The organism is Domibacillus sp. DTU_2020_1001157_1_SI_ALB_TIR_016 (assembly GCF_032341995.1).
Classification (GTDB): Bacteria; Bacillota; Bacilli; order Bacillales; family Domibacillaceae; genus Domibacillus; species Domibacillus indicus_A.
The window spans coordinates 52,381-73,224 of record NZ_CP135439.1 but is presented as its reverse complement, the minus strand read 5'-3'; the positions used below and the strand labels follow the sequence as shown (position 1 = coordinate 73,224).

The window sequence follows — 20,844 nt, the reverse complement described above, 5'->3', positions numbered from 1 at the left end:
CCCGCATTTATTTATGCAGGCAGCTGAAACTGTTCTTTGAAAACTGGATAGAAGCAACACATTGTATGACCAAAGCAAAAAACCGAGTAAGATACACCGCCATTTTAGGTTAAGTTAGAAAGGGCGCACGGTGGATGCCTTGGCACTAGGAGCCGAAGAAGGACGGGACTAACACCGATATGCTCCGGGGAGCTGTAAGTAAGCTTTGATCCGGAGATTTCCGAATGGGGAAACCCGCCATCCGTAATGGGGTGGCACCCCTGCCTGAATACATAGGGCAGGAGGAGGCATACCCGGGGAACTGAAACATCTAAGTACCCGGAGGAAGAGAAAGCAAACGCGATTCCCTGAGTAGCGGCGAGCGAAACGGGACATAGCCCAAACCAAGAAGCTTGCTTCTTGGGGTTGTAGGACACTCTATACGGAGTTACAAAGGAAGAGGATAGGTGAAGCGATCTGGAAAGATCCGCGGTACAAGGTAACAGCCCTGTAGCTGAAATCTTCTTCTCTCTTGAGTGTATCCTGAGTACGGCGGAACACGAGGAATTCCGTCGGAATCCGGGAGGACCATCTCCCAAGGCTAAATACTCCCTAGTGACCGATAGTGAACCAGTACCGTGAGGGAAAGGTGAAAAGCACCCCGGAAGGGGAGTGAAAGAGATCCTGAAACCGTGTGCCTACAAGTAGTTAGAGCCCTTTAACGGGTGATAGCGTGCCTTTTGTAGAATGAACCGGCGAGTTACGATTTCATGCAAGGTTAAGCTGATAAGGCGGAGCCGCAGCGAAAGCGAGTCTGAATAGGGCGCATGAGTATGAGGTCGTAGACCCGAAACCAGGTGATCTACCCATGTCCAGGATGAAGGTGAGGTAACACTCACTGGAGGTCCGAACCCACGCACGTTGAAAAGTGCGGGGATGAGGTGTGGGTAGCGGTGAAATTCCAATCGAACCTGGAGATAGCTGGTTCTCTCCGAAATAGCTTTAGGGCTAGCCTCAAACGAAGAGTACTGGAGGTAGAGCACTGTTTGGACTAGGGGCCCATCCCGGGTTACCGAATTCAGACAAACTCCGAATGCCAGATACTTATGTTTGGGAGTCAGACTGCGAGTGATAAGATCCGTAGTCAAGAGGGAAACAGCCCAGACCACCAGCTAAGGTCCCCAAGTATACGTTAAGTGGAAAAGGATGTGGAGTTGCCCAGACAACCAGGATGTTGGCTTAGAAGCAGCCACCATTTAAAGAGTGCGTAATAGCTCACTGGTCGAGTGACTCTGCGCCGAAAATGTACCGGGGCTAAACGTATCACCGAAGCTGTGGATTGACACCTTGTGGTGTCAGTGGTAGGAGAGCGTTCCAGGGGCTGTGAAGCCAGACCGAAAGGACTGGTGGAGCGCCTGGAAGTGAGAATGCCGGTATGAGTAGCGAAAGAAGGGTGAGAATCCCTTCCACCGAATGCCTAAGGTTTCCTGAGGAAGGCTCGTCCTCTCAGGGTTAGTCGGGACCTAAGCCGAGGCCGAAAGGCGTAGGCGATGGATAACAGGTTGATATTCCTGTACCACCAAGCATCGTTTGAGTGATGGGGGGACGCAGGAGGATAGGAGATCACGCAGCTGGATACGCGTGTTTAAGCAGTCAGGCTGGAAATGAGGCAAATCCCGTTTCCGTTAAGGCTGAGCTGTGATGACGAGGGAATTTTAGTACCGAAGTCTTCGATTCCACACTGCCAAGAAAAGCCTCTAGCGAGATGTAAGGTGCCCGTACCGCAAACCGACACAGGTAGGCGAGGAGAGAATCCTAAGGTGAGCGAGTGAACTCTCGTTAAGGAACTCGGCAAAATGACCCCGTAACTTCGGGAGAAGGGGTGCTCTGGTAGGGTGCAAGCCCGAGAGAGCCGCAGTGAATAGGCCCAGGCGACTGTTTAGCAAAAACACAGGTCTCTGCAAAGCCGCAAGGCGACGTATAGGGGCTGACGCCTGCCCGGTGCTGGAAGGTTAAGAGGAGGGCTTAGCGCAAGCGAAGGTCTGAATTGAAGCCCCAGTAAACGGCGGCCGTAACTATAACGGTCCTAAGGTAGCGAAATTCCTTGTCGGGTAAGTTCCGACCCGCACGAAAGGCGCAACGATCTGGGCACTGTCTCAACGAGAGACTCGGTGAAATTATAGTACCTGTGAAGATGCAGGTTACCCGCGACAGGACGGAAAGACCCCGTGGAGCTTTACTGCAGCCTGATATTGAATTTTGGCACAGTCTGCACAGGATAGGCAGGAGCCTTGGAAGCCGGAGCGCCAGCTTCGGTGGAGGCGCTGGTGGGATACTGCCCTGACTGTGTTGAAATTCTAACCCGCACCCGTGATCCGGGTGGGAGACAGTGTCAGGCGGGCAGTTTGACTGGGGCGGTCGCCTCCTAAAATGTAACGGAGGCGCCCAAAGGTTCCCTCAGAATGGTTGGAAATCATTCGCAGAGTGTAAAGGCACAAGGGAGCTTGACTGCGAGACCTACAAGTCGAGCAGGGACGAAAGTCGGGCTTAGTGATCCGGTGGTTCCGCATGGAAGGGCCATCGCTCAACGGATAAAAGCTACCCCGGGGATAACAGGCTTATCTCCCCCAAGAGTCCACATCGACGGGGAGGTTTGGCACCTCGATGTCGGCTCATCGCATCCTGGGGCTGTAGTCGGTCCCAAGGGTTGGGCTGTTCGCCCATTAAAGCGGTACGCGAGCTGGGTTCAGAACGTCGTGAGACAGTTCGGTCCCTATCCGTCGCGGGCGCAGGAAATTTGAGAGGAGCTGTCCTTAGTACGAGAGGACCGGGATGGACACACCGCTGGTGTACCAGTTGTCTCGCCAGAGGCATCGCTGGGTAGCTATGTGTGGACGGGATAAGTGCTGAAAGCATCTAAGCATGAAGCCCCCCTCAAGATGAGATTTCCCATTACGCAAGTAAGTAAGATCCCTTGAAGATGACGAGGTAGATAGGTTCGAGGTGGAAGTGCGGCGACGCATGGAGCTGACGAATACTAATCGATCGAGGACTTAATCAATGTACACTTGGCGTGTAACCGAAAGGTTTTTGCCCATACAATAACGCTTCTATCCAGTTTTGAAAGAACACTTCTTTCAAACTTCATAGTCAGGTGGCAATAGCGAAGAGGTCACACCCGTTCCCATCCCGAACACGGCCGTTAAGCTCTTCAGCGCCGATGGTAGTTGGGGGTTTCCCCCTGTGAGAGCAGGACGCCGCCTGGCACGCTAAGACAACTTGAGAAATCGGGTTGTCTTTTTTGTTGTAATTTTTGAAGAACAAGCTAAAATAAAACAGAAGAATGCCTCTGCGACACTGAATATGGGAAATATTGTTTCCCTGCCGCGTGAAAAAATGTTTGCTTTAACGTTCGGATTTAAGTGTGAAAATTCCAAAAAATCTAACTTATAAAGCGAACCTTGACATTATACCCGTTCAATTGATAACCTACTAATAATATTTTTCGGTCAGGGAGGCTTAATTATGTGGGAAGATAAGTTCAAAAAAGAAGGTTTAACGTTTGATGATGTATTGCTTGTTCCAGCTAAATCTGAGGTGCTTCCAAAAGACGTATCTCTAAAGGTGGAATTAACACCCACCTTGAAATTGAACATCCCAATGATCAGTGCAGGGATGGATACTGTAACAGAAGGCGATATGGCTATCGCAATGGCCCGTCAAGGCGGCTTAGGAATCATTCATAAAAACATGAGTATTGAGCAGCAAGCTGAGCAGGTAGACAAAGTAAAACGCTCTGAAAGCGGCGTTATCACCGATCCATTCTTTTTAACACCTGAGCATCAAGTGTTTGATGCCGAGCATCTAATGGGCAAATATCGCATTTCTGGTGTGCCAATTGTAAACAATCAAGAAGAGCAAAAGCTTGTTGGCATCCTGACAAACCGTGACCTTCGCTTTATCCAGGACTACTCCATTTTAATTACAGACGTAATGACGAAGGAAAATCTGGTGACAGCTCCGGTAGGAACTACACTGGATGAAGCAGAAAAAATTCTTCAAAAACATAAAATCGAAAAGCTTCCACTTATTGATAAAGACGGTGTTTTAAAAGGCCTTATCACGATTAAAGATATTGAAAAAGTAATCGAGTTCCCGAACTCGGCAAAAGACGCGCAGGGACGCCTTTTAGCAGGCGCTGCTGTTGGGGTAACAGGAGACACGATGAAGCGTGTTGAAATGCTTGTTAAGTCCCAGGTAGACGTAATTGTGGTGGATACGGCACACGGCCACTCAGCAGGGGTAATCAACACCGTAAAAGAAATCCGCGCTGCTTATCCTGACTTGAACATTATCGCTGGAAATGTTGCTACAGCTGAAGCAACACGTGAGCTGTTCGAAGCGGGCGTAGATGTTGTAAAAGTGGGAATCGGTCCAGGCTCTATCTGTACAACGCGTGTTGTAGCCGGTGTAGGCGTACCACAAATTACCGCTGTATACGATTGTGCAACAGAAGCGCGTAAGCACGGCAAAGCGATCATTGCCGATGGAGGAATTAAGTACTCCGGTGACATCGTTAAAGCCATTGCAGCCGGTGGCTCTGCGGTTATGCTTGGCAGCTTGCTTGCGGGTACATCAGAAAGCCCTGGTGAAACAGAAATCTTCCAAGGGCGCCGCTTCAAGGTATACCGTGGTATGGGCTCTGTAAGCGCGATGGAAAAAGGCTCGAAAGATCGTTACTTCCAGGAGGATGCAAAGAAATTTGTTCCAGAAGGTATCGAGGGACGTATTCCTTACAAAGGTCCACTATCTGACACATTGTATCAGTTAACAGGCGGCCTTCGTTCAGGTATGGGTTACTGCGGTACAAAGGATATCGTAGCACTCCGTGAAGAAAGCCAGTTTGTTCGTATGACGGGTGCGGGTCTTCGTGAAAGCCATCCGCACGATGTGCAAATTACAAAAGAAGCACCTAACTATTCTTTATAAGAAAACATATAAAGCCTGTCCATTGCCGGACAGGCTTTTTTTTCTTCTTTATAAAACGAGTTATCTAGGTCGTTTCTCGTCTATTTTTCTCCTGAATGTGTATGGTACAATAACGAAAGTGTTGCATAATAAATGGAGGGTTTTGAGTGTGAGAAAAAGAAATGGGTATCGGATCAGTTCCATTGTATTGAGTATGTTGTTGTTTTTTGGATTATTTTCTCCGGGAGCGTTAAAGGCGGATGCCGCATTTGATGTTAATGCAGGTGCAGCCATTTTGGTTGATGGAGAAACAGGACAGATTTTGTTTGAAAAAAATAGCAACCAGCAGCTCGGTGTAGCGAGTATGTCGAAAATGATGACAGAATATCTGCTGCTTGAGGCTGTTAAAAAAGGAAAAGTAAGCTTGGACGATACGTATCAGGTATCGGAGTATGTATATCAAGTGTCACAGGATCGCAGCTTGTCGAATGTACCACTTCGTGCGGACGAAACATACCAAATCCGTGAACTCTATGAAGCGATGACCATTTATTCAGCCAATGCGGCAACAATCGCGATTGCAGAAAAAATTGCCGGTTCAGAAGCGGAATTTGTTAAGTTAATGAATAAAAAAGCAAAAGAACTCGGAATGGAAAAAGCAAAATTCGTCAATGCGACGGGATTAAACAATAAAGACTTAAAAGGCCATCATACGACTGGTGGACCGACAGAGGAAAATACGATGACAGCCCGGGATGTGGCGACACTTGCTTACCGGCTGGTGAACGATTATCCGGAGGTTCTTGAAACAGCGGGAATTCCGAAAAAGAAATTCCGTGAGGGAACTGACGATGAAATTGCAATGGAAAATTGGAACTGGATGCTTCCGTCCCTTGTTTTTGAATATGAGGGCATGACAGGGTTAAAAACGGGAACAACAGATTTCGCTGGATATTGCTTTACTGGAACAGCTGAACGCGACGGCCAAAAGTTAATTGGTATTGTGATGGATGCAACGGATGATAAAGGCGAGGGGACGTACAACGCTCGTTTTACCGAAATGAAAAAGCTGATGGATTATGGCTTCACTCAATTTGAGCGTAAAGAAATTGCAGCAGCCGGCAGCACTGTAAAAGGAGCTGAAACGGTACCTGTTCAAAAAGGAAAAGAGAAGGAAGTAAAGCTTGAAACAGCTTCCGATCTGTCTGTTTTAGTGCCAAAAGCTTCAAACACGAAATATAAAACAGATATAACGTTGAATAGTTCGGATTTAGATAAAAATAACGAGCTGGTTGCCCCTGTTAAAAAGGGTAAAGTGGTTGGTTTTGTTGAAGTTCAGGATGAAAAAGGAGAGGCTGTTCCTTTCCTGAAAGCAGGAGGTCAGACAAAAGTGCAAACCGCCGAAAACGTTGAGAAAGCGAATTGGTTTGTTTTATCAATGCGGGCAGTTGGCGGCGGAATCGCAAACGGCTGGCACTGGCTGATAGATACGATAACTGGTTGGTTTTAATAAAAATCACCTTCTGCTATTGACAGAAGGTGATTTTTCGTGTTTATTAGGATTTAAGTATTTCACAAAAAATCAGACCTTTCTGATCAATATAGGAGGAATATCAAATGAATACAGGTACAGACCGTGTAAAACGTGGAATGGCAGAAATGCAAAAAGGCGGCGTAATTATGGACGTCGTAAATGCGGAGCAGGCAAAAATTGCAGAGGAAGCAGGCGCAGTTGCGGTTATGGCGCTTGAGCGCGTTCCTTCTGACATTCGTAAAGCAGGCGGCGTTGCCCGTATGGCAGATCCTCGTATTGTAGAAGAAGTGATGAACGCTGTAACGATCCCAGTTATGGCGAAAGCGCGTATTGGACACATTGTAGAAGCGCGTGTGCTTGAAGCAATGGGTGTTGATTACTTGGATGAAAGTGAAGTGTTAACGCCAGCAGATGAAGAATACCATTTGCTGAAAAGTGACTTTACTGTTCCATTCGTTTGCGGATGCCGTGATATCGGTGAAGCAGCACGCCGTATCGGTGAAGGTGCTTCCATGCTCCGCACAAAAGGCGAGCCGGGAACAGGAAACATCGTAGAAGCCGTACGCCATATGCGCAAAGTAAATGCACAGGTGCGTAAGCTCGTTCATATGAACGAAGATGAAATTATGACAGAAGCAAAAATTCACGGCGCTCCTTTTGAAGTATTAATGCAAATTAAAAAAGAAGGACGCCTTCCGGTTGTCAACTTCGCAGCAGGCGGTATTGCAACACCAGCGGACGCAGCACTGATGATGGAGCTTGGTGCAGACGGCGTATTCGTTGGATCTGGTATTTTCAAATCAGAAAACCCGGCGAAATTTGCCCGTGCGATCGTGGAAGCAACCACTCATTACCAGGACTACAAGTTGATTGCCGAACTTTCGAAAGAGCTGGGTGAGCCAATGAAAGGCCTTGAGATTGCCGGCATCGCAGCAGCTGATCGTATGCAGGAGCGCGGCTGGTAATGACAAAGGTCGGTGTACTGGGCTTGCAGGGTGCCGTTCGTGAGCATGTTCTTTCGATAGAGGAAAGTGGAGCTGAGGCTGTAGTAGTAAAATGGCCGGAGCAGCTGGATGAGCTGGATGGGCTGATTTTGCCCGGCGGTGAAAGTACAACAATGCGCCGCTTAATGGACCGCTACGGTTTTATGGAGCCGCTGCGGGCATTCGGGAAATCTGGGCGTCCGATGTTCGGAACGTGCGCAGGCCTTATTTTACTCGCTGGCGAAGTTGTTGGATATGGTGAGCCGCATCTTGGCTTAATGGATATCAAGGTTGAACGAAACTCATTTGGCCGTCAAAAAGAAAGCTTCGAAGCAAACCTTGCCATTAAAGGCGTGGCAGATGATTACAATGCTGTTTTTATTCGGGCACCGCATATCGTCTCAGCCGGCGAAGGAACAGAAATATTGGCAGAATGCGACGGGCGGATTGTCGCTGCGCGCAACGGCCAATATCTCGGCTGTTCCTTTCATCCAGAATTGACGGATGACCATCGCATTACCGCTTACTTTGTCAAGATGGCGGAGCAGGCAAAAGCGTCACTTGCGCATTCATAAAAAATGTAGTACATTGAATGCAAATCGAATAGTGAAACGCGATGAAGGAAGTCAGTAGCTTGATACTTCTTCTTAAAGAGAGCCGGTGGTTGGTGCGAACCGGTGTAGAAGCCAGGTGAATCCGTTCTGGAGCGGGATGCTGAACACAAAAAGCAGAGTAGGCATTGACCGGCGCAGGCCGTTAAAACGTTGTTTGAGAGGAAAGCTGTACGGCTTTCAATCAGGGTGGTAACGCGGAATCAAACTTCCGTCCCTTTCCATAGGGGCGGAAGTTTTTTATTTTTTAAAGGAGGAATTGCATATGCTGGATATGAAATATTTGCGGTCTCATTTTGCGGAAGTGAAAGAACGCCTGAAGTTTCGGGGCGAGGATATGAGCGCATTTGAAGATTTTGAAGAACTGGAGAAAAAGCGCCGTGAGCTGCTTGGCCAGACAGAAGAGCTGAAGAGCAAACGCAACACAGTATCACAGGAGGTTGCTCGTTTAAAAAAAGAAAAACAGGATGCGGATGCACTCATTACAGAAATGCGTGAAGTCGGCGAAAAAATTAAAGAGCTTGATACGGAGCTTCGGGAAACAGAAGAAAAACTGGAGCAGCTGATGCTGCGGATGCCGAACATCCCGCATGAAAGTGTCCCGGCAGGCGATTCTGAAGAAGATAATGTGGAAATTCGTAAATGGGGAAGCGTGCCGGAATTTAGCTTTGAAGCAAAGCCGCATTGGGATTTAGCAACGGATTTGGATATCCTTGATTTCGAGCGTGCCGGCAAAGTAACAGGCAGCCGCTTTACTTTCTATAAAGGGGCAGGTTCAAAGCTTGAACGTGCTCTTATCAGCTTTATGCTGGATTTGCACACGGAAGAGCATGGCTACACAGAAATGATGCCGCCGTACATGGTAAACCGTGGAAGCATGACAGGGACAGGGCAGCTGCCAAAGTTTGAAGAGGATGCTTTCCGGATTGAAGCGGAAGATTACTTCCTCATCCCGACAGCGGAAGTGCCGGTGACAAATTATCACCGCGATGAAATTTTAAATGGTGAGGACCTGCCGATTGCTTATGCAGCGTACAGCGCATGCTTCCGTTCTGAAGCAGGATCTGCCGGCCGTGACACACGCGGCTTAATTCGCCAGCATCAATTCAACAAGGTAGAAATGGTCCGTTTTGTGAAGCCGGAAGATTCTTATGCAGAGCTTGAAAAGCTGACAGGTCATGCGGAAAAAGTACTGCAGCTGCTCGGTCTTCCTTACCGTGTGCTTGATATGTGTTCTGCGGACCTCGGGTTTACCGCAGCGAAAAAGTACGATATTGAAGTATGGCTGCCAAGCTACAATGAGTATAAAGAAATTTCTTCTTGCTCAAACTTTGAAGGCTTCCAGGCACGCCGGGCGAATATCCGTTTCCGTCGCGAGAAAAATGGCAAGCCGGAGCATGTGCATACACTAAATGGGTCAGGTCTTGCGATTGGCCGTACAGTGGCAGCTCTTTTAGAGAACTACCAGCAGGAAGACGGAAGCATTCTAATTCCAGAAGTGCTGCGTCCATATATGGGCGGCAAAGAAAAAATCGAAAAAAAATAAGTGGAATCGTGTTGACAGAATAATTTACCCTATGATAAATTAATTCTTGTCGATACGACGGAGGAATACCCAAGTCCGGCTGAAGGGATCGGTCTTGAAAACCGACAGGCGGGTCAAACCGCGCAGGGGTTCGAATCCCCTTTCCTCCTCCATTTTTAACATAAGTGCATAATTGGAGATATGAACGCCCATCTGACTTGTCAGATGGGCGTTCTTTTTATATTTTAACGACCGTAAACCGGTCAGAAAGCAGCAGCCAGTTTTGTGGAAAGGAAAAACCAATTTTCCAATAAGCGATACCGCCCAGTCCGAGCTCTCTAATGAGCGAGAATTTTGCATCGACTGAGCGTGCATCTTCAAACCAAATTTTATGAGCACGTCCTTCTTCGTCTGTATAGTCGATAAAAGGAGCCTGTGCCGTAAAATCATAACGGACAGAAGCGTTGTAACGCGCCGCACGCCGCAGTGCTTCCTGCGGGCTGACCGCTCTTGCAAACGGATTTCCCGGCCTGTATGGAAGTGTCCAATCATATCCGTATAAATTCTGGCCCATGACGATTTTAGAAGCAGGCATTTCCGTCACGGCATACGTAAGGACGTTACGGACAGGCCCAATCGGTGAAACGGCCATTGGCGGACCTCCGCTGTATCCCCATTCATAGGTCATAAGGACGGAGAAATCCACAATTTCTCCGTGCGCTTTGTAATCATGCGCTTCATACCACTGCCCCTGCTGGGTAGCGCTTGTTTTGGGAGCAAGAGCGGTTGAAACCGTTTTGCCTTCGCGGTGAAATCGTTCCACCGCCCGGCGGAGAAACTGGTTGTATGCTTCTCTATCCTCAGGCCGCAAATATTCAAAATCAAAATGGATATCCCTGAAATTTGTTTGGGCGGCAATCCTGCTGATATTGTTTAAAAAGGTTTCCTGAACAGCTGTATCGTTCAGCAGTACGCGGGCAAGCTCTCCGCTGAATTGTCCTTCTTCTAAATTAGTAATGTCCATCATTAAGACGGTGCCATGTTGTTCAGCAATCGTCGCAATGGGACGAACAGCCGGTTCTGTTAAAGATCCATCCCGCCTTGCATTGTAGCTGACCGGGGCGAAGTAAGTGAGATGGGGGGCCGCTTCCCGGGCTTGATTGAGAATGGTGCTTGAATAACCGGCCGCAGAAGGCTCAACATAAGCAAGAGACTCAATTTGTTTTTTTGGAGGCGATGGAATACGCAGCTGCCGACCGATTTGAAGCGGAGCAGTTGGCGACAAACCGTTGATACGGACAATTTCTTCAACAGTTACTCCATACTGTCTTGATATTCTCCATAAGCTGTCTCCGGCAACCACAGTGTGGAACCTTCCGGCAATAGGGATCACCAGCGCCTGTCCGACCACAAGATGTGGCAGAGTCGCAAGCTGGTTTGCATCGCTGATTGCGTCTACGGTTGTCCCGTACCGCCGTGCGATTTGAAATAATGTATCGCCGCTTTTTACAACATAAATGTCCATACGCCGTTCCTCCTCTCTATACTAAGTGTACAGAGAGGAAAGGCGTCTTATGACAACAGTTGAATCAAATCATTTGATGGGCGCACATCTGCGCTAAGAACTGTTTCCATCATTTCAAGCGCATATTGGTTGAATTTCTTTTCCTCTGATGCAATGGCATCCTTTGGAACGTAAATGTTAAACTCGCGCATATAAGCGTCGTTTGCGGTAAAGAAAACACAAATGTTTCCGGCTACGCCTGTTACAGCTACCGAATCTACGCCTAGTTCATGCAGCAGTGTATGAAGAGCGGTACCATAAAAAGCGGAATGCTTTGGCTTGATTAAAAAGTAATCTTCGTCGCTCGGCTTTATTTGCTGTATAATAGGAGCGCTTATTTCATTAGATGCGTGGTCTGTAATCAGCGCAATATCCGCTTTCCAAAGTCCATAGTGGTCATTTATATAAATAACCGGCCATTCTTTTTGATGGAAATGATCTTTCAACTGCAAAATTGGTTCGATCGTTTCTTTTGTAAAGCCGGCCAGTTGTTTCCCTTTTGGGAATTGAAAATCGTTAATCATGTCAACAACTAGAAGTGCACATTTTTTGGTCATAACTGTTCCTCCTTCACTTCTATATGTAATACCCTTATTTCTGCAGAAAGGAGCATGAAAGTGGACGAATTTTTTATGAAGCTGGCAATTGAGGAAGCAAAAAAAGCCGAGTACCTCGGTGAAGTGCCGATCGGGGCGGTAATTGTGAAAGACAATAAAGTCATTGCATCGGGATACAATTTGAGAGAAACGACTCAAAACGCTGTTACCCATGCAGAGCTTTTAGCCATTCAACGCGCTTGTGAAGAAACAGAAGGCTGGAGGCTCGAGGGGACGACGCTTTACGTTACACTGGAGCCGTGTCCGATGTGCAGCGGCGCCATTTTATTGTCTCGTGTAGAGCGGGTGGTTTACGGAGCGGCAGATCCAAAAGCCGGCTGCGCCGGTACACTGATGAATCTGCTTGAAGATGACCGTTTTAACCATCGCTGCGAAGTGGTGCCCGGTGTGTTGGAAGAAGAATGCGGCATGATCCTGACGCAGTTTTTTCGGAATATCCGGCAAAGGAAAAAGGAACAAAAAAAGCAGCAACAGAGTAAATAGTTTCCACATTGCTTTTTTTGACTCAAGGTAGTATAATAGATCTTGCCGTGCTAAGTGGGGAGGTAGCGGTGCCCTGTATCCGCAATCCGCTCTAGCGGGACTGAATTCCTTCTCGAGGCTGTTTAATTGTGGGGTCTGCCTTTTGTAAGTGGCGTTGACGTTCGGGTCCTGCGCAATGGGAACCCATGAACCATGTCAGGTCCGGAAGGAAGCAGCATTAAGTGGACTCTCTCATGTGCCGCGGGGCAGCCTGGGCTGAGCTAACTGCTCAAGTAACGCCTGTGATTGGCAGTCGACAGAAGGTGCACGGTATTACATAATAAACATAAACAAGGCGTCCGGTTTGCCGGGCGTCTTTTTGCTTTCATTGGAATAGAAAAGGTGTGCTCGTTCGTTTATAATAAAACAAGAAAGATGAAGGGGGTACAGAATGAGCTATCAGGCATTATACCGTGTATGGCGGCCGCAGAACTTTGCGGATGTCGTTGGGCAGGAGCACATAACGAAAACGCTTCAGAACGCTCTCCTTCAAGACAAGATCTCACATGCTTATCTTTTTTCCGGCCCGCGTGGAACCGGAAAAACAAGTGCGGCGAAGATTTTAGCTAAAGCGGTAAACTGTGAAAACGGTCCTTCAGCAGAACCGTGCAATGAATGTGCATCCTGCCGGGGAATTTCAGATGGATCCATTCAGGATGTAATTGAAATTGACGCAGCTTCGAACAATGGTGTAGATGAAATTCGCGATATTCGCGACAAAGTAAAGTACGCACCCGGCTCTGTCCGGTTTAAAGTATATATTATTGATGAAGTGCACATGCTTTCAACCGGCGCGTTTAACGCTTTACTAAAAACGCTTGAAGAACCACCGACGCATGTGATCTTTATTTTGGCGACAACAGAACCGCACAAAATTCCTCTCACGATCATTTCTCGCTGCCAGCGGTTTGATTTTAAGCGAATTACGGCTCAGGCGATTACCGGGCGCATGACGCTTATTTTAAATGAAACCGGAACAGCGTTTGATGAACCGGCACTGCCGATCATTGCCCGGGCGGCGGAAGGCGGAATGCGTGACGCCCTTAGTCTGCTCGATCAAGCGGTTTCTTACAGCCGAGGCCGTTTAACAGAAGCAGATGCTCTAATCGTAACCGGGACAGTCGGGCAGGAGATGCTTCAGAGCATCGCCGAGGCCGTTTTTAATCAAAACGCCGCTGAAGCTGTTCAAACACTGAACAAACTGCTTATGGAAGGAAAAGATCCGACTCGATTTACGGAGGATTTAATTTTATATTTCCGTGATATGCTGCTTTTAAAAATGGCGCCGGAACTTGAAGAATCATTAGAACGCACAATGGCGGAAGAAACGTTTACAGAACTTGCAGGCCGGGTGTCTGAACCGGCTATTTATGAATATATCGCCATTTTAAATAAAGCGCAGCAGGATATGAAGTTCACCAATCACGCGCGTATTTATCTTGAAGTGGCCCTCGTGAAAATGAGCCGTCTTCACATAAAAGCAGAGTCTGCTGCCTCCGGCCCGGAAATCGCCGGCCTGCTTGAAAAAATAAACCGGCTTGAGCAGGAAGTACAGGAGCTGAAAAAACGTCCGGCCGGCTCAGTAGAAACGGAAGTACCGAAGCCGGCTGCGAAGAAAATGTCACGCCCGAGCAATCAATTTAAAGTGGCCGTTCCGCAGATTGAAAAAGTACTTTCGGAAGCAACAAAGCAGGATATTCAAAATATTAAAAGCCGCTGGGGCAATATGATTGGCTACTTGAATGAACGGCAAATGCGCTCTCAGGCAGCTCTTTTAAATGATGCAGAACCTGTCGCTGCGTCTGCAGACTCATTTGTGTTAAAATTTAAATACGAAATTCATTGTCAAATGGCCTCTGATAATAAAGCGTTTATGGATTCCATTTCGACGATTTTAAATGAATTAACCGGCAAGCCATATCGGCCGCTTGTTGTGCCGGAAGAAGCGTGGCTCGACATTCGCCGCTCTTTTGTGAAAAAGCAAAAAGAAGAAGGCGTTACGGCACCACCGGGTGAAGAAGCAGAAGCGGATGTGCCGGAAGAGGAAGAAGATCCTCTCGTGTCAAAAGCGCTTGAGCTTGTTGGAGAAGAATTTCTTGAAATCAAAGACTAATTTAATTGGAGGATGATGAACATGATGCGTGGCGGAGGAATGGGCAACATGCAGAATATGATGAAGCAGATGCAGAAAATGCAAAAGCAGATGCAGCAGGCGCAGGAAGAACTGGCGGAAAAACAATTTGAAGGAACAGCAGGAGGCGGCATGGTGAAAGTCAGCATGTCCGGCCAAAAACAAGTAACCGATGTTCAAATCAAAGAAGAAGTTGTAGATCCAGATGATATCGAAATGCTTCAAGATCTTGTTCTTGCAGCAGTAAATGATGCGCTGAAAAAAGTAGACGACGAAACGAACCAGACGATGGGACAGTTTACGAAAGGGATGAACCTTCCTTTCTAAAGAGGAGGAATTATAAATGTATTATCCCGAACCTATAACGAAGCTGATTGACAGCTTCATGAAATTGCCGGGCATCGGGCCAAAAACAGCGGCTCGTCTGGCTTTTTTTGTGCTAAACATGAAAGAAGAAGATGTGCTTGAATTCGGGAAAGCACTTGTGAATGCCAAACGTGACCTAGGCTATTGTTCAGTATGCGGCCATATTACCGATCAAGATCCATGTTCCATTTGTAAAGATGAGCGCCGTGACCGAAGCATTGTCTGCGTAGTACAGGACCCGAAAGACGTCATTGCGATGGAGAAAATGAAGGAATACAATGGCTTGTACCATGTTCTTCATGGCGCTATCTCTCCAATGGAAGGAATCGGGCCGGAAGATATCAACGTACCGGACTTAGTGAAACGGCTTCAGGATGAAACCATTAAAGAAGTCATTTTAGCGACCAATCCGAATATCGAAGGAGAAGCAACGGCAATGTATATCTCCAGGCTGCTAAAACCATCTGGTATCCGGACGACCCGCATTGCTCATGGCCTTCCAGTCGGCGGTGATCTTGAATATGCCGATGAAGTGACTTTGTCTAAGGCGATAGAGGGACGCCGGGAGCTGTAAGGAGGAAAGCATCTATGTTTTTTCGCAAAAAACAAAGCATGCGCAGTATGTATGATGATAAATTAATCAGTTTAATGAGCCAGGCAAGAACAGATTGGTTTAAAAATCGTGACTTGCTTCGTCTTAGCTTTGAACAAAACAATGAGCTTGAAGCTCAAACAAAAGCCGCTCAAGCGAAATATTTCTTTTTGTTCCGCGAAGCGAAAAAACGGCAAATTCGCATAAAAGAATAATTCTCTTCTATATATAGAGGAGGAGCGTGAAAAAATGCGAAAATTGAGCGAGATTCTGATGATGATTTTTAAGAAAACAGTGATAGGTGCTTTTCTTTTATACGTAATCAATGTATGTATACAAGAGACGGATCTGTATATTGTGATAAATCCATTTACCGCTTTTTTAGCCGGTTTCCTCGGGCTGCCGGGAGTTCTCTCTCTGGCAGCTATTTATTTTTTTGTTTTCCCGTAAAAAAACATTGGAAAGTTATTGACGCAAAAGAGACGAGCTGGTATATTAATAAAGTTGCTGCTGAAAAGCAGTCAGCAAGAAATAAAAAAGTTAAAAAAGATATTGACACATCGCATCAAATGATGATATGATGTTATAGCTGTCGCAGAGATGGCATGAGCGAATTGAACATTGAACATTGAACATTGAACATTGAAAACTGAACAAAATCAATAAAAACGTCAACGTTTTAAATTTTTATCTTCCACTAAAAACACCCCGTGTTTTAGTGGAAACAAATGAGCAAGTCAAACTTTTTTGGAGAGTTTGATCCTGGCTCAGGACGAACGCTGGCGGCGTGCCTAATACATGCAAGTCGAGCGGACTTGACAGAGCTTGCTCTGTTCAAGTTAGCGGCGGACGGGTGAGTAACACGTGGGTAACCTGCCTGTAAGACTGGGATAACTCCGGGAAACCGGGGCTAATACCGGATAATATCAAGAGCTGCATGGCTCTTGATTGAAAGGCGGCTTCGGCTGTCACTTACAGATGGACCCGCGGCGCATTAGCTAGTTGGTGAGGTAACGGCTCACCAAGGCGACGATGCGTAGCCGACCTGAGAGGGTGATCGGCCACACTGGGACTGAGACACGGCCCAGACTCCTACGGGAGGCAGCAGTAGGGAATCTTCCGCAATGGACGAAAGTCTGACGGAGCAACGCCGCGTGAGTGAAGAAGGTTTTCGGATCGTAAAACTCTGTTGTCAGGGAAGAACAAGTATGGGAGTAACTGCCCGTACCTTGACGGTACCTGGCCAGAAAGCCACGGCTAACTACGTGCCAGCAGCCGCGGTAATACGTAGGTGGCAAGCGTTGTCCGGAATTATTGGGCGTAAAGCGCGCGCAGGCGGCCTTTTAAGTCTGATGTGAAAGCCCACGGCTCAACCGTGGAGGGTCATTGGAAACTGGAAGGCTTGAGTGCAGAAGAGAAGAGCGGAATTCCACGTGTAGCGGTGAAATGCGTAGAGATGTGGAGGAACACCAGTGGCGAAGGCGGCTCTTTGGTCTGTAACTGACGCTGAGGCGCGAAAGCGTGGGGAGCGAACAGGATTAGATACCCTGGTAGTCCACGCCGTAAACGATGAGTGCTAAGTGTTGGGGGGTTTCCGCCCCTCAGTGCTGCAGCTAACGCATTAAGCACTCCGCCTGGGGAGTACGGCCGCAAGGCTGAAACTCAAAGGAATTGACGGGGGCCCGCACAAGCGGTGGAGCATGTGGTTTAATTCGAAGCAACGCGAAGAACCTTACCAGGTCTTGACATCCCGCTGACCGGTCTGGAGACAGATCTTCCCCTTCGGGGGCAGCGGTGACAGGTGGTGCATGGTTGTCGTCAGCTCGTGTCGTGAGATGTTGGGTTAAGTCCCGCAACGAGCGCAACCCTTGATCTTAGTTGCCAGCATTCAGTTGGGCACTCTAAGGTGACTGCCGGTGACAAACCGGAGGAAGGTGGGGATGACGTCAAATCATCATGCCCCTTATGACCTGGGCTACACACGTGCTACAATGGATGGTACAAAGGGCTGCAAGACCGCGAGGTTTAGCCAATCCCATAAAACCATTCTCAGTTCGGATTGCAGGCTGCAACTCGCCTGCATGAAGCTGGAATCGCTAGTAATCGCGGATCAGCATGCCGCGGTGAATACGTTCCCGGGCCTTGTACACACCGCCCGTCACACCACGAGAGTTTGCAACACCCGAAGTCGGTGGGGTAACCCTTACGGGAGCCAGCCGCCGAAGGTGGGGCAGATGATTGGGGTGAAGTCGTAACAAGGTAGCCGTATCGGAAGGTGCGGCTGGATCACCTCCTTTCTAAGGATATTTACGGAAGTGAGAACTTGGTTCTCACACACGTTGACGTTTGATTTTGTTCAGTTTTGAAGGTTCAATCCTTCAAGATGAAACTGTTCTTTGAAAACTGGATAGAAGCAACACATTGTATGACCAAAGCAAAAAACCGAGTAAGATACACCGCCATTTTAGGTTAAGTTAGAAAGGGCGCACGGTGGATGCCTTGGCACTAGGAGCCGAAGAAGGACGGGACTAACACCGATATGCTCCGGGGAGCTGTAAGTAAGCTTTGATCCGGAGATTTCCGAATGGGGAAACCCACCATCCGTAATGGGATGGCACCCCTGCCTGAATACATAGGGCAGGAGGAGGCATACCCGGGGAACTGAAACATCTAAGTACCCGGAGGAAGAGAAAGCAAACGCGATTCCCTGAGTAGCGGCGAGCGAAACGGGACATAGCCCAAACCAAGAAGCTTGCTTCTTGGGGTTGTAGGACACTCTATACGGAGTTACAAAGGAAGAGGATAGGTGAAGCGATCTGGAAAGATCCGCGGTACAAGGTAACAGCCCTGTAGCTGAAATTCTCTTCTCTCTTGAGTGTATCCTGAGTACGGCGGAACACGAGGAATTCCGTCGGAATCCGGGAGGACCATCTCCCAAGGCTAAATACTCCCTAGTGACCGATAGTGAACCAGTACCGTGAGGGAAAGGTGAAAAGCACCCCGGAAGGGGAGTGAAAGAGATCCTGAAACCGTGTGCCTACAAGTAGTTAGAGCCCTTTAACGGGTGATAGCGTGCCTTTTGTAGAATGAACCGGCGAGTTACGATTTCATGCAAGGTTAAGCTGATAAAGCGGAGCCGCAGCGAAAGCGAGTCTGAATAGGGCGCATGAGTATGAGGTCGTAGACCCGAAACCAGGTGATCTACCCATGTCCAGGATGAAGGTGAGGTAACACTCACTGGAGGTCCGAACCCACGCACGTTGAAAAGTGCGGGGATGAGGTGTGGGTAGCGGTGAAATTCCAATCGAACCTGGAGATAGCTGGTTCTCTCCGAAATAGCTTTAGGGCTAGCCTCAAACGAAGAGTACTGGAGGTAGAGCACTGTTTGGACTAGGGGCCCATCCCGGGTTACCGAATTCAGACAAACTCCGAATGCCAGATACTTATGTTTGGGAGTCAGACTGCGAGTGATAAGATCCGTAGTCAAGAGGGAAACAGCCCAGACCACCAGCTAAGGTCCCAAAGTATACGTTAAGTGGAAAAGGATGTGGAGTTGCCCAGACAACCAGGATGTTGGCTTAGAAGCAGCCACCATTTAAAGAGTGCGTAATAGCTCACTGGTCGAGTGACTCTGCGCCGAAAATGTACCGGGGCTAAACGTATCACCGAAGCTGTGGATTGACACCTTATGGTGTCAGTGGTAGGAGAGCGTTCCAGAGGCTGTGAAGTCAGACCGGAAGGACTGGTGGAGCGTCTGGAAGTGAGAATGCCGGTATGAGTAGCGAAAGAAGGGTGAGAATCCCTTCCACCGAATGCCTAAGGTTTCCTGAGGAAGGCTCGTCCTCTCAGGGTTAGTCGGGACCTAAGCCGAGGCCGAAAGGCGTAGGCGATGGATAACAGGTTGATATTCCTGTACCACCAAGCATCGTTTGAGTGATGGGGGGACGCAGGAGGATAGGAGATCACGCAGCTGGATACGCGTGTTTAAGCAGTCAGGCTGGAAATGAGGCAAATCCCGTTTCCATTAAGGCTGAGCTGTGATGACGAGGGAATTTTAGTACCGAAGTCTTCGATTCCACACTGCCAAGAAAAGCCTCTAGCGAGATGTAAGGTGCCCGTACCGCAAACCGACACAGGTAGGCGAGGAGAGAATCCTAAGGTGAGCGAGTGAACTCTCGTTAAGGAACTCGGCAAAATGACCCCGTAACTTCGGGAGAAGGGGTGCTCTGGTAGGGTGCAAGCCCGAGAGAGCCGCAGTGAATAGGCCCAGGCGACTGTTTAGCAAAAACACAGGTCTCTGCAAAGCCGCAAGGCGACGTATAGGGGCTGACGCCTGCCCGGTGCTGGAAGGTTAAGAGGAGGGCTTAGCGCAAGCGAAGGTCTGAATTGAAGCCCCAGTAAACGGCGGCCGTAACTATAACGGTCCTAAGGTAGCGAAATTCCTTGTCGGGTAAGTTCCGACCCGCACGAAAGGCGCAACGATCTGGGCACTGTCTCAACGAGAGACTCGGTGAAATTATAGTACCTGTGAAGATGCAGGTTACCCGCGACAGGACGGAAAGACCCCGTGGAGCTTTACTGCAGCCTGATATTGAATTTTGGCACAGTCTGCACAGGATAGGCAGGAGCCTTGGAAGCCGGAGCGCCAGCTTCGGTGGAGGCGCTGGTGGGATACTGCCCTGACTGTGTTGAAATTCTAACCCGCACCCGTGATCCGGGTGGGAGACAGTGTCAGGCGGGCAGTTTGACTGGGGCGGTCGCCTCCTAAAATGTAACGGAGGCGCCCAAAGGTTCCCTCAGAATGGTTGGAAATCATTCGCAGAGTGTAAAGGCACAAGGGAGCTTGACTGCGAGACCTACAAGTCGAGCAGGGACGAAAGTCGGGCTTAGTGATCCGGTGGTTCCGCATGGAAGGGCCATCGCTCAACGGATAAAAGCTACCCCGGGGATAACAGGCTTATCTCCCCCAAGAGTCCACATCGACGGGGAGGTTTGGCACCTCGATGTCGGCTCATCGCATCCTGGGGCTGTAGTCGGTCCCAAGGGTTGGGCTGTTCGCCCATTAAAGCGGTACGCGAGCTGGGTTCAGAACGTCGTGAGACAGTTCGGTCCCTATCCGTCGCGGGCGCAGGAAATTTGAGAGGAGCTGTCCTTAGTACGAGAGGACCGGGATGGACACACCGCTGGTGTACCAGTTGTCTCGCCAGAGGCATCGCTGGGTAGCTATGTGTGGACGGGATAAGTGCTGAAAGCATCTAAGCATGAAGCCCCCCTCAAGATGAGATTTCCCATTACGCAAGTAAGTAAGATCCCTTGAAGATGACGAGGTAGATAGGTTCGAGGTGGAAGTGCGGCGACGCATGGAGCTGACGAATACTAATCGATCGAGGACTTAATCAATGTACACTTGGCGTGTAACCGAAAGGTTTTTGCCCATACAATAACGCTTCTA

The 20,844-nt window shown here is 48.5% G+C and carries 13 protein-coding genes, 1 tRNA gene, 4 rRNA genes, 1 other RNA gene and 1 other annotated feature; of the genes, 17 read left to right on the top strand and 2 right to left on the bottom strand.

Annotation, left to right across the window (positions count from 1 at the left end; all coding sequences use genetic code 11):
* The first annotated feature begins 107 nt into the window (after positions 1-107).
* The 8 genes from RRU94_RS08410 (at position 108) to RRU94_RS08375 (ending at position 9,773) form a co-directional block, all read left to right on the top strand.
* Positions 108-3,040, top strand: a 23S ribosomal RNA gene (locus RRU94_RS08410).
* An 89-nt stretch (positions 3,041-3,129) separates the two neighbouring features.
* Positions 3,130-3,245: ribosomal RNA gene (rrf, locus tag RRU94_RS08405) — 5S ribosomal RNA — on the top strand.
* 259 nt (positions 3,246-3,504) lie between these two features.
* Positions 3,505-4,968 (top strand): IMP dehydrogenase, encoded by a 1,464-nt coding sequence (guaB, locus tag RRU94_RS08400; protein ID WP_242237776.1) that lies wholly within the window; start codon positions 3,505-3,507, stop codon positions 4,966-4,968.
* 193 nt (positions 4,969-5,161) lie between these two features.
* On the top strand, positions 5,162-6,457 hold the full coding sequence (locus tag RRU94_RS08395; protein WP_410493037.1) for a D-alanyl-D-alanine carboxypeptidase family protein: 1,296 nt from the start codon (positions 5,162-5,164) through the stop codon (positions 6,455-6,457).
* A 107-nt stretch (positions 6,458-6,564) separates the two neighbouring features.
* Positions 6,565-7,446, top strand: coding sequence for a pyridoxal 5'-phosphate synthase lyase subunit PdxS (pdxS, locus tag RRU94_RS08390; protein ID WP_242237755.1), 882 nt, complete (start codon positions 6,565-6,567; stop codon positions 7,444-7,446).
* Complete coding sequence (pdxT, locus tag RRU94_RS08385) at positions 7,446-8,039, top strand: pyridoxal 5'-phosphate synthase glutaminase subunit PdxT (protein ID WP_315693667.1); 594 nt, start codon at positions 7,446-7,448, stop codon at positions 8,037-8,039. The genes pdxS and pdxT overlap by 1 nt, the downstream gene beginning before the upstream one ends.
* A 32-nt stretch (positions 8,040-8,071) precedes the next feature.
* Positions 8,072-8,297 (top strand) — a binding site (T-box leader).
* 43 nt (positions 8,298-8,340) lie between these two features.
* Positions 8,341-9,621 (top strand): serine--tRNA ligase, encoded by a 1,281-nt coding sequence (gene serS / locus RRU94_RS08380; protein ID WP_315693665.1) that lies wholly within the window; start codon positions 8,341-8,343, stop codon positions 9,619-9,621.
* 59 nt (positions 9,622-9,680) lie between these two features.
* Positions 9,681-9,773 (top strand) — tRNA-Ser (locus RRU94_RS08375).
* A gap of 65 nt (positions 9,774-9,838) precedes the next feature.
* Here the strand turns inward: RRU94_RS08375 and RRU94_RS08370 are convergent.
* Positions 9,839-11,125: a glycoside hydrolase family 18 protein gene (locus tag RRU94_RS08370; RefSeq protein WP_315693664.1), complete on the bottom strand. Its 1,287-nt coding sequence runs from the start codon at positions 11,123-11,125 to the stop codon at positions 9,839-9,841.
* Between the two features lie 47 nt (positions 11,126-11,172).
* Entirely contained in the window at positions 11,173-11,721 is a 549-nt protein-coding gene (locus RRU94_RS08365) for a cysteine hydrolase family protein (protein WP_315693663.1), read from the bottom strand.
* A gap of 54 nt (positions 11,722-11,775) precedes the next feature.
* Between RRU94_RS08365 and tadA the strand changes: the two genes are divergently transcribed.
* The 9 genes from tadA (at position 11,776) to RRU94_RS08320 (ending at position 20,792) form a co-directional block, all read left to right on the top strand.
* Entirely contained in the window at positions 11,776-12,264 is a 489-nt protein-coding gene (gene tadA / locus RRU94_RS08360) for a tRNA adenosine(34) deaminase TadA (RefSeq protein WP_315693661.1), read from the top strand.
* A 45-nt stretch (positions 12,265-12,309) separates the two neighbouring features.
* Positions 12,310-12,574, top strand: an RNA gene (gene ffs / locus RRU94_RS08355) — signal recognition particle sRNA large type.
* Between the two features lie 120 nt (positions 12,575-12,694).
* A complete protein-coding gene (dnaX, locus tag RRU94_RS08350) occupies positions 12,695-14,416 on the top strand; it encodes a DNA polymerase III subunit gamma/tau (RefSeq protein WP_315693659.1) in 1,722 nt (573 codons plus the stop codon).
* A 24-nt stretch (positions 14,417-14,440) separates the two neighbouring features.
* Positions 14,441-14,761: a YbaB/EbfC family nucleoid-associated protein gene (locus RRU94_RS08345; RefSeq protein WP_375164564.1), complete on the top strand. Its 321-nt coding sequence runs from the start codon at positions 14,441-14,443 to the stop codon at positions 14,759-14,761.
* A gap of 16 nt (positions 14,762-14,777) precedes the next feature.
* Complete coding sequence (gene recR / locus RRU94_RS08340) at positions 14,778-15,374, top strand: recombination mediator RecR (RefSeq protein WP_242237741.1); 597 nt, start codon at positions 14,778-14,780, stop codon at positions 15,372-15,374.
* A gap of 14 nt (positions 15,375-15,388) precedes the next feature.
* Positions 15,389-15,607: a YaaL family protein gene (locus RRU94_RS08335; RefSeq protein ID WP_315693657.1), complete on the top strand. Its 219-nt coding sequence runs from the start codon at positions 15,389-15,391 to the stop codon at positions 15,605-15,607.
* A gap of 34 nt (positions 15,608-15,641) precedes the next feature.
* Entirely contained in the window at positions 15,642-15,842 is a 201-nt protein-coding gene (locus tag RRU94_RS08330; protein ID WP_309091757.1) for a pro-sigmaK processing inhibitor BofA family protein, read from the top strand.
* A 294-nt stretch (positions 15,843-16,136) separates the two neighbouring features.
* Positions 16,137-17,689: ribosomal RNA gene (locus tag RRU94_RS08325) — 16S ribosomal RNA — on the top strand.
* 170 nt (positions 17,690-17,859) lie between these two features.
* Positions 17,860-20,792, top strand: a 23S ribosomal RNA gene (locus RRU94_RS08320).
* Together the 16S and 23S rRNA genes form the textbook arrangement of a ribosomal RNA operon.
* Positions 20,793-20,844: the final 52 nt, after the last annotated feature.

Excerpts from the sequence above, each read along its gene's own strand:
- guaB (WP_242237776.1), top strand. The coding sequence starts at position 3,505 with ATGTGGGAAGATAAGTTCAAAAAAGAAGGTTTAACGTTTGATGATGTA.
- RRU94_RS08395 (WP_410493037.1), top strand. The coding sequence starts at position 5,162 with ATGTTGTTGTTTTTTGGATTATTTTCTCCGGGAGCGTTAAAGGCGGAT.
- pdxS (WP_242237755.1), top strand. The coding sequence starts at position 6,565 with ATGAATACAGGTACAGACCGTGTAAAACGTGGAATGGCAGAAATGCAA.
- pdxT (WP_315693667.1), top strand. The coding sequence starts at position 7,446 with ATGACAAAGGTCGGTGTACTGGGCTTGCAGGGTGCCGTTCGTGAGCAT.
- serS (WP_315693665.1), top strand. The coding sequence starts at position 8,341 with ATGCTGGATATGAAATATTTGCGGTCTCATTTTGCGGAAGTGAAAGAA.
- RRU94_RS08370 (WP_315693664.1), bottom strand. The coding sequence starts at position 11,125 with ATGGACATTTATGTTGTAAAAAGCGGCGATACATTATTTCAAATCGCA.
- RRU94_RS08365 (WP_315693663.1), bottom strand. The coding sequence starts at position 11,721 with ATGACCAAAAAATGTGCACTTCTAGTTGTTGACATGATTAACGATTTT.
- tadA (WP_315693661.1), top strand. The coding sequence starts at position 11,776 with ATGAAAGTGGACGAATTTTTTATGAAGCTGGCAATTGAGGAAGCAAAA.
- dnaX (WP_315693659.1), top strand. The coding sequence starts at position 12,695 with ATGAGCTATCAGGCATTATACCGTGTATGGCGGCCGCAGAACTTTGCG.
- RRU94_RS08345 (WP_375164564.1), top strand. The coding sequence starts at position 14,441 with ATGCGTGGCGGAGGAATGGGCAACATGCAGAATATGATGAAGCAGATG.
- recR (WP_242237741.1), top strand. The coding sequence starts at position 14,778 with ATGTATTATCCCGAACCTATAACGAAGCTGATTGACAGCTTCATGAAA.
- RRU94_RS08335 (WP_315693657.1), top strand. The coding sequence starts at position 15,389 with ATGTTTTTTCGCAAAAAACAAAGCATGCGCAGTATGTATGATGATAAA.
- RRU94_RS08330 (WP_309091757.1), top strand. The coding sequence starts at position 15,642 with ATGCGAAAATTGAGCGAGATTCTGATGATGATTTTTAAGAAAACAGTG.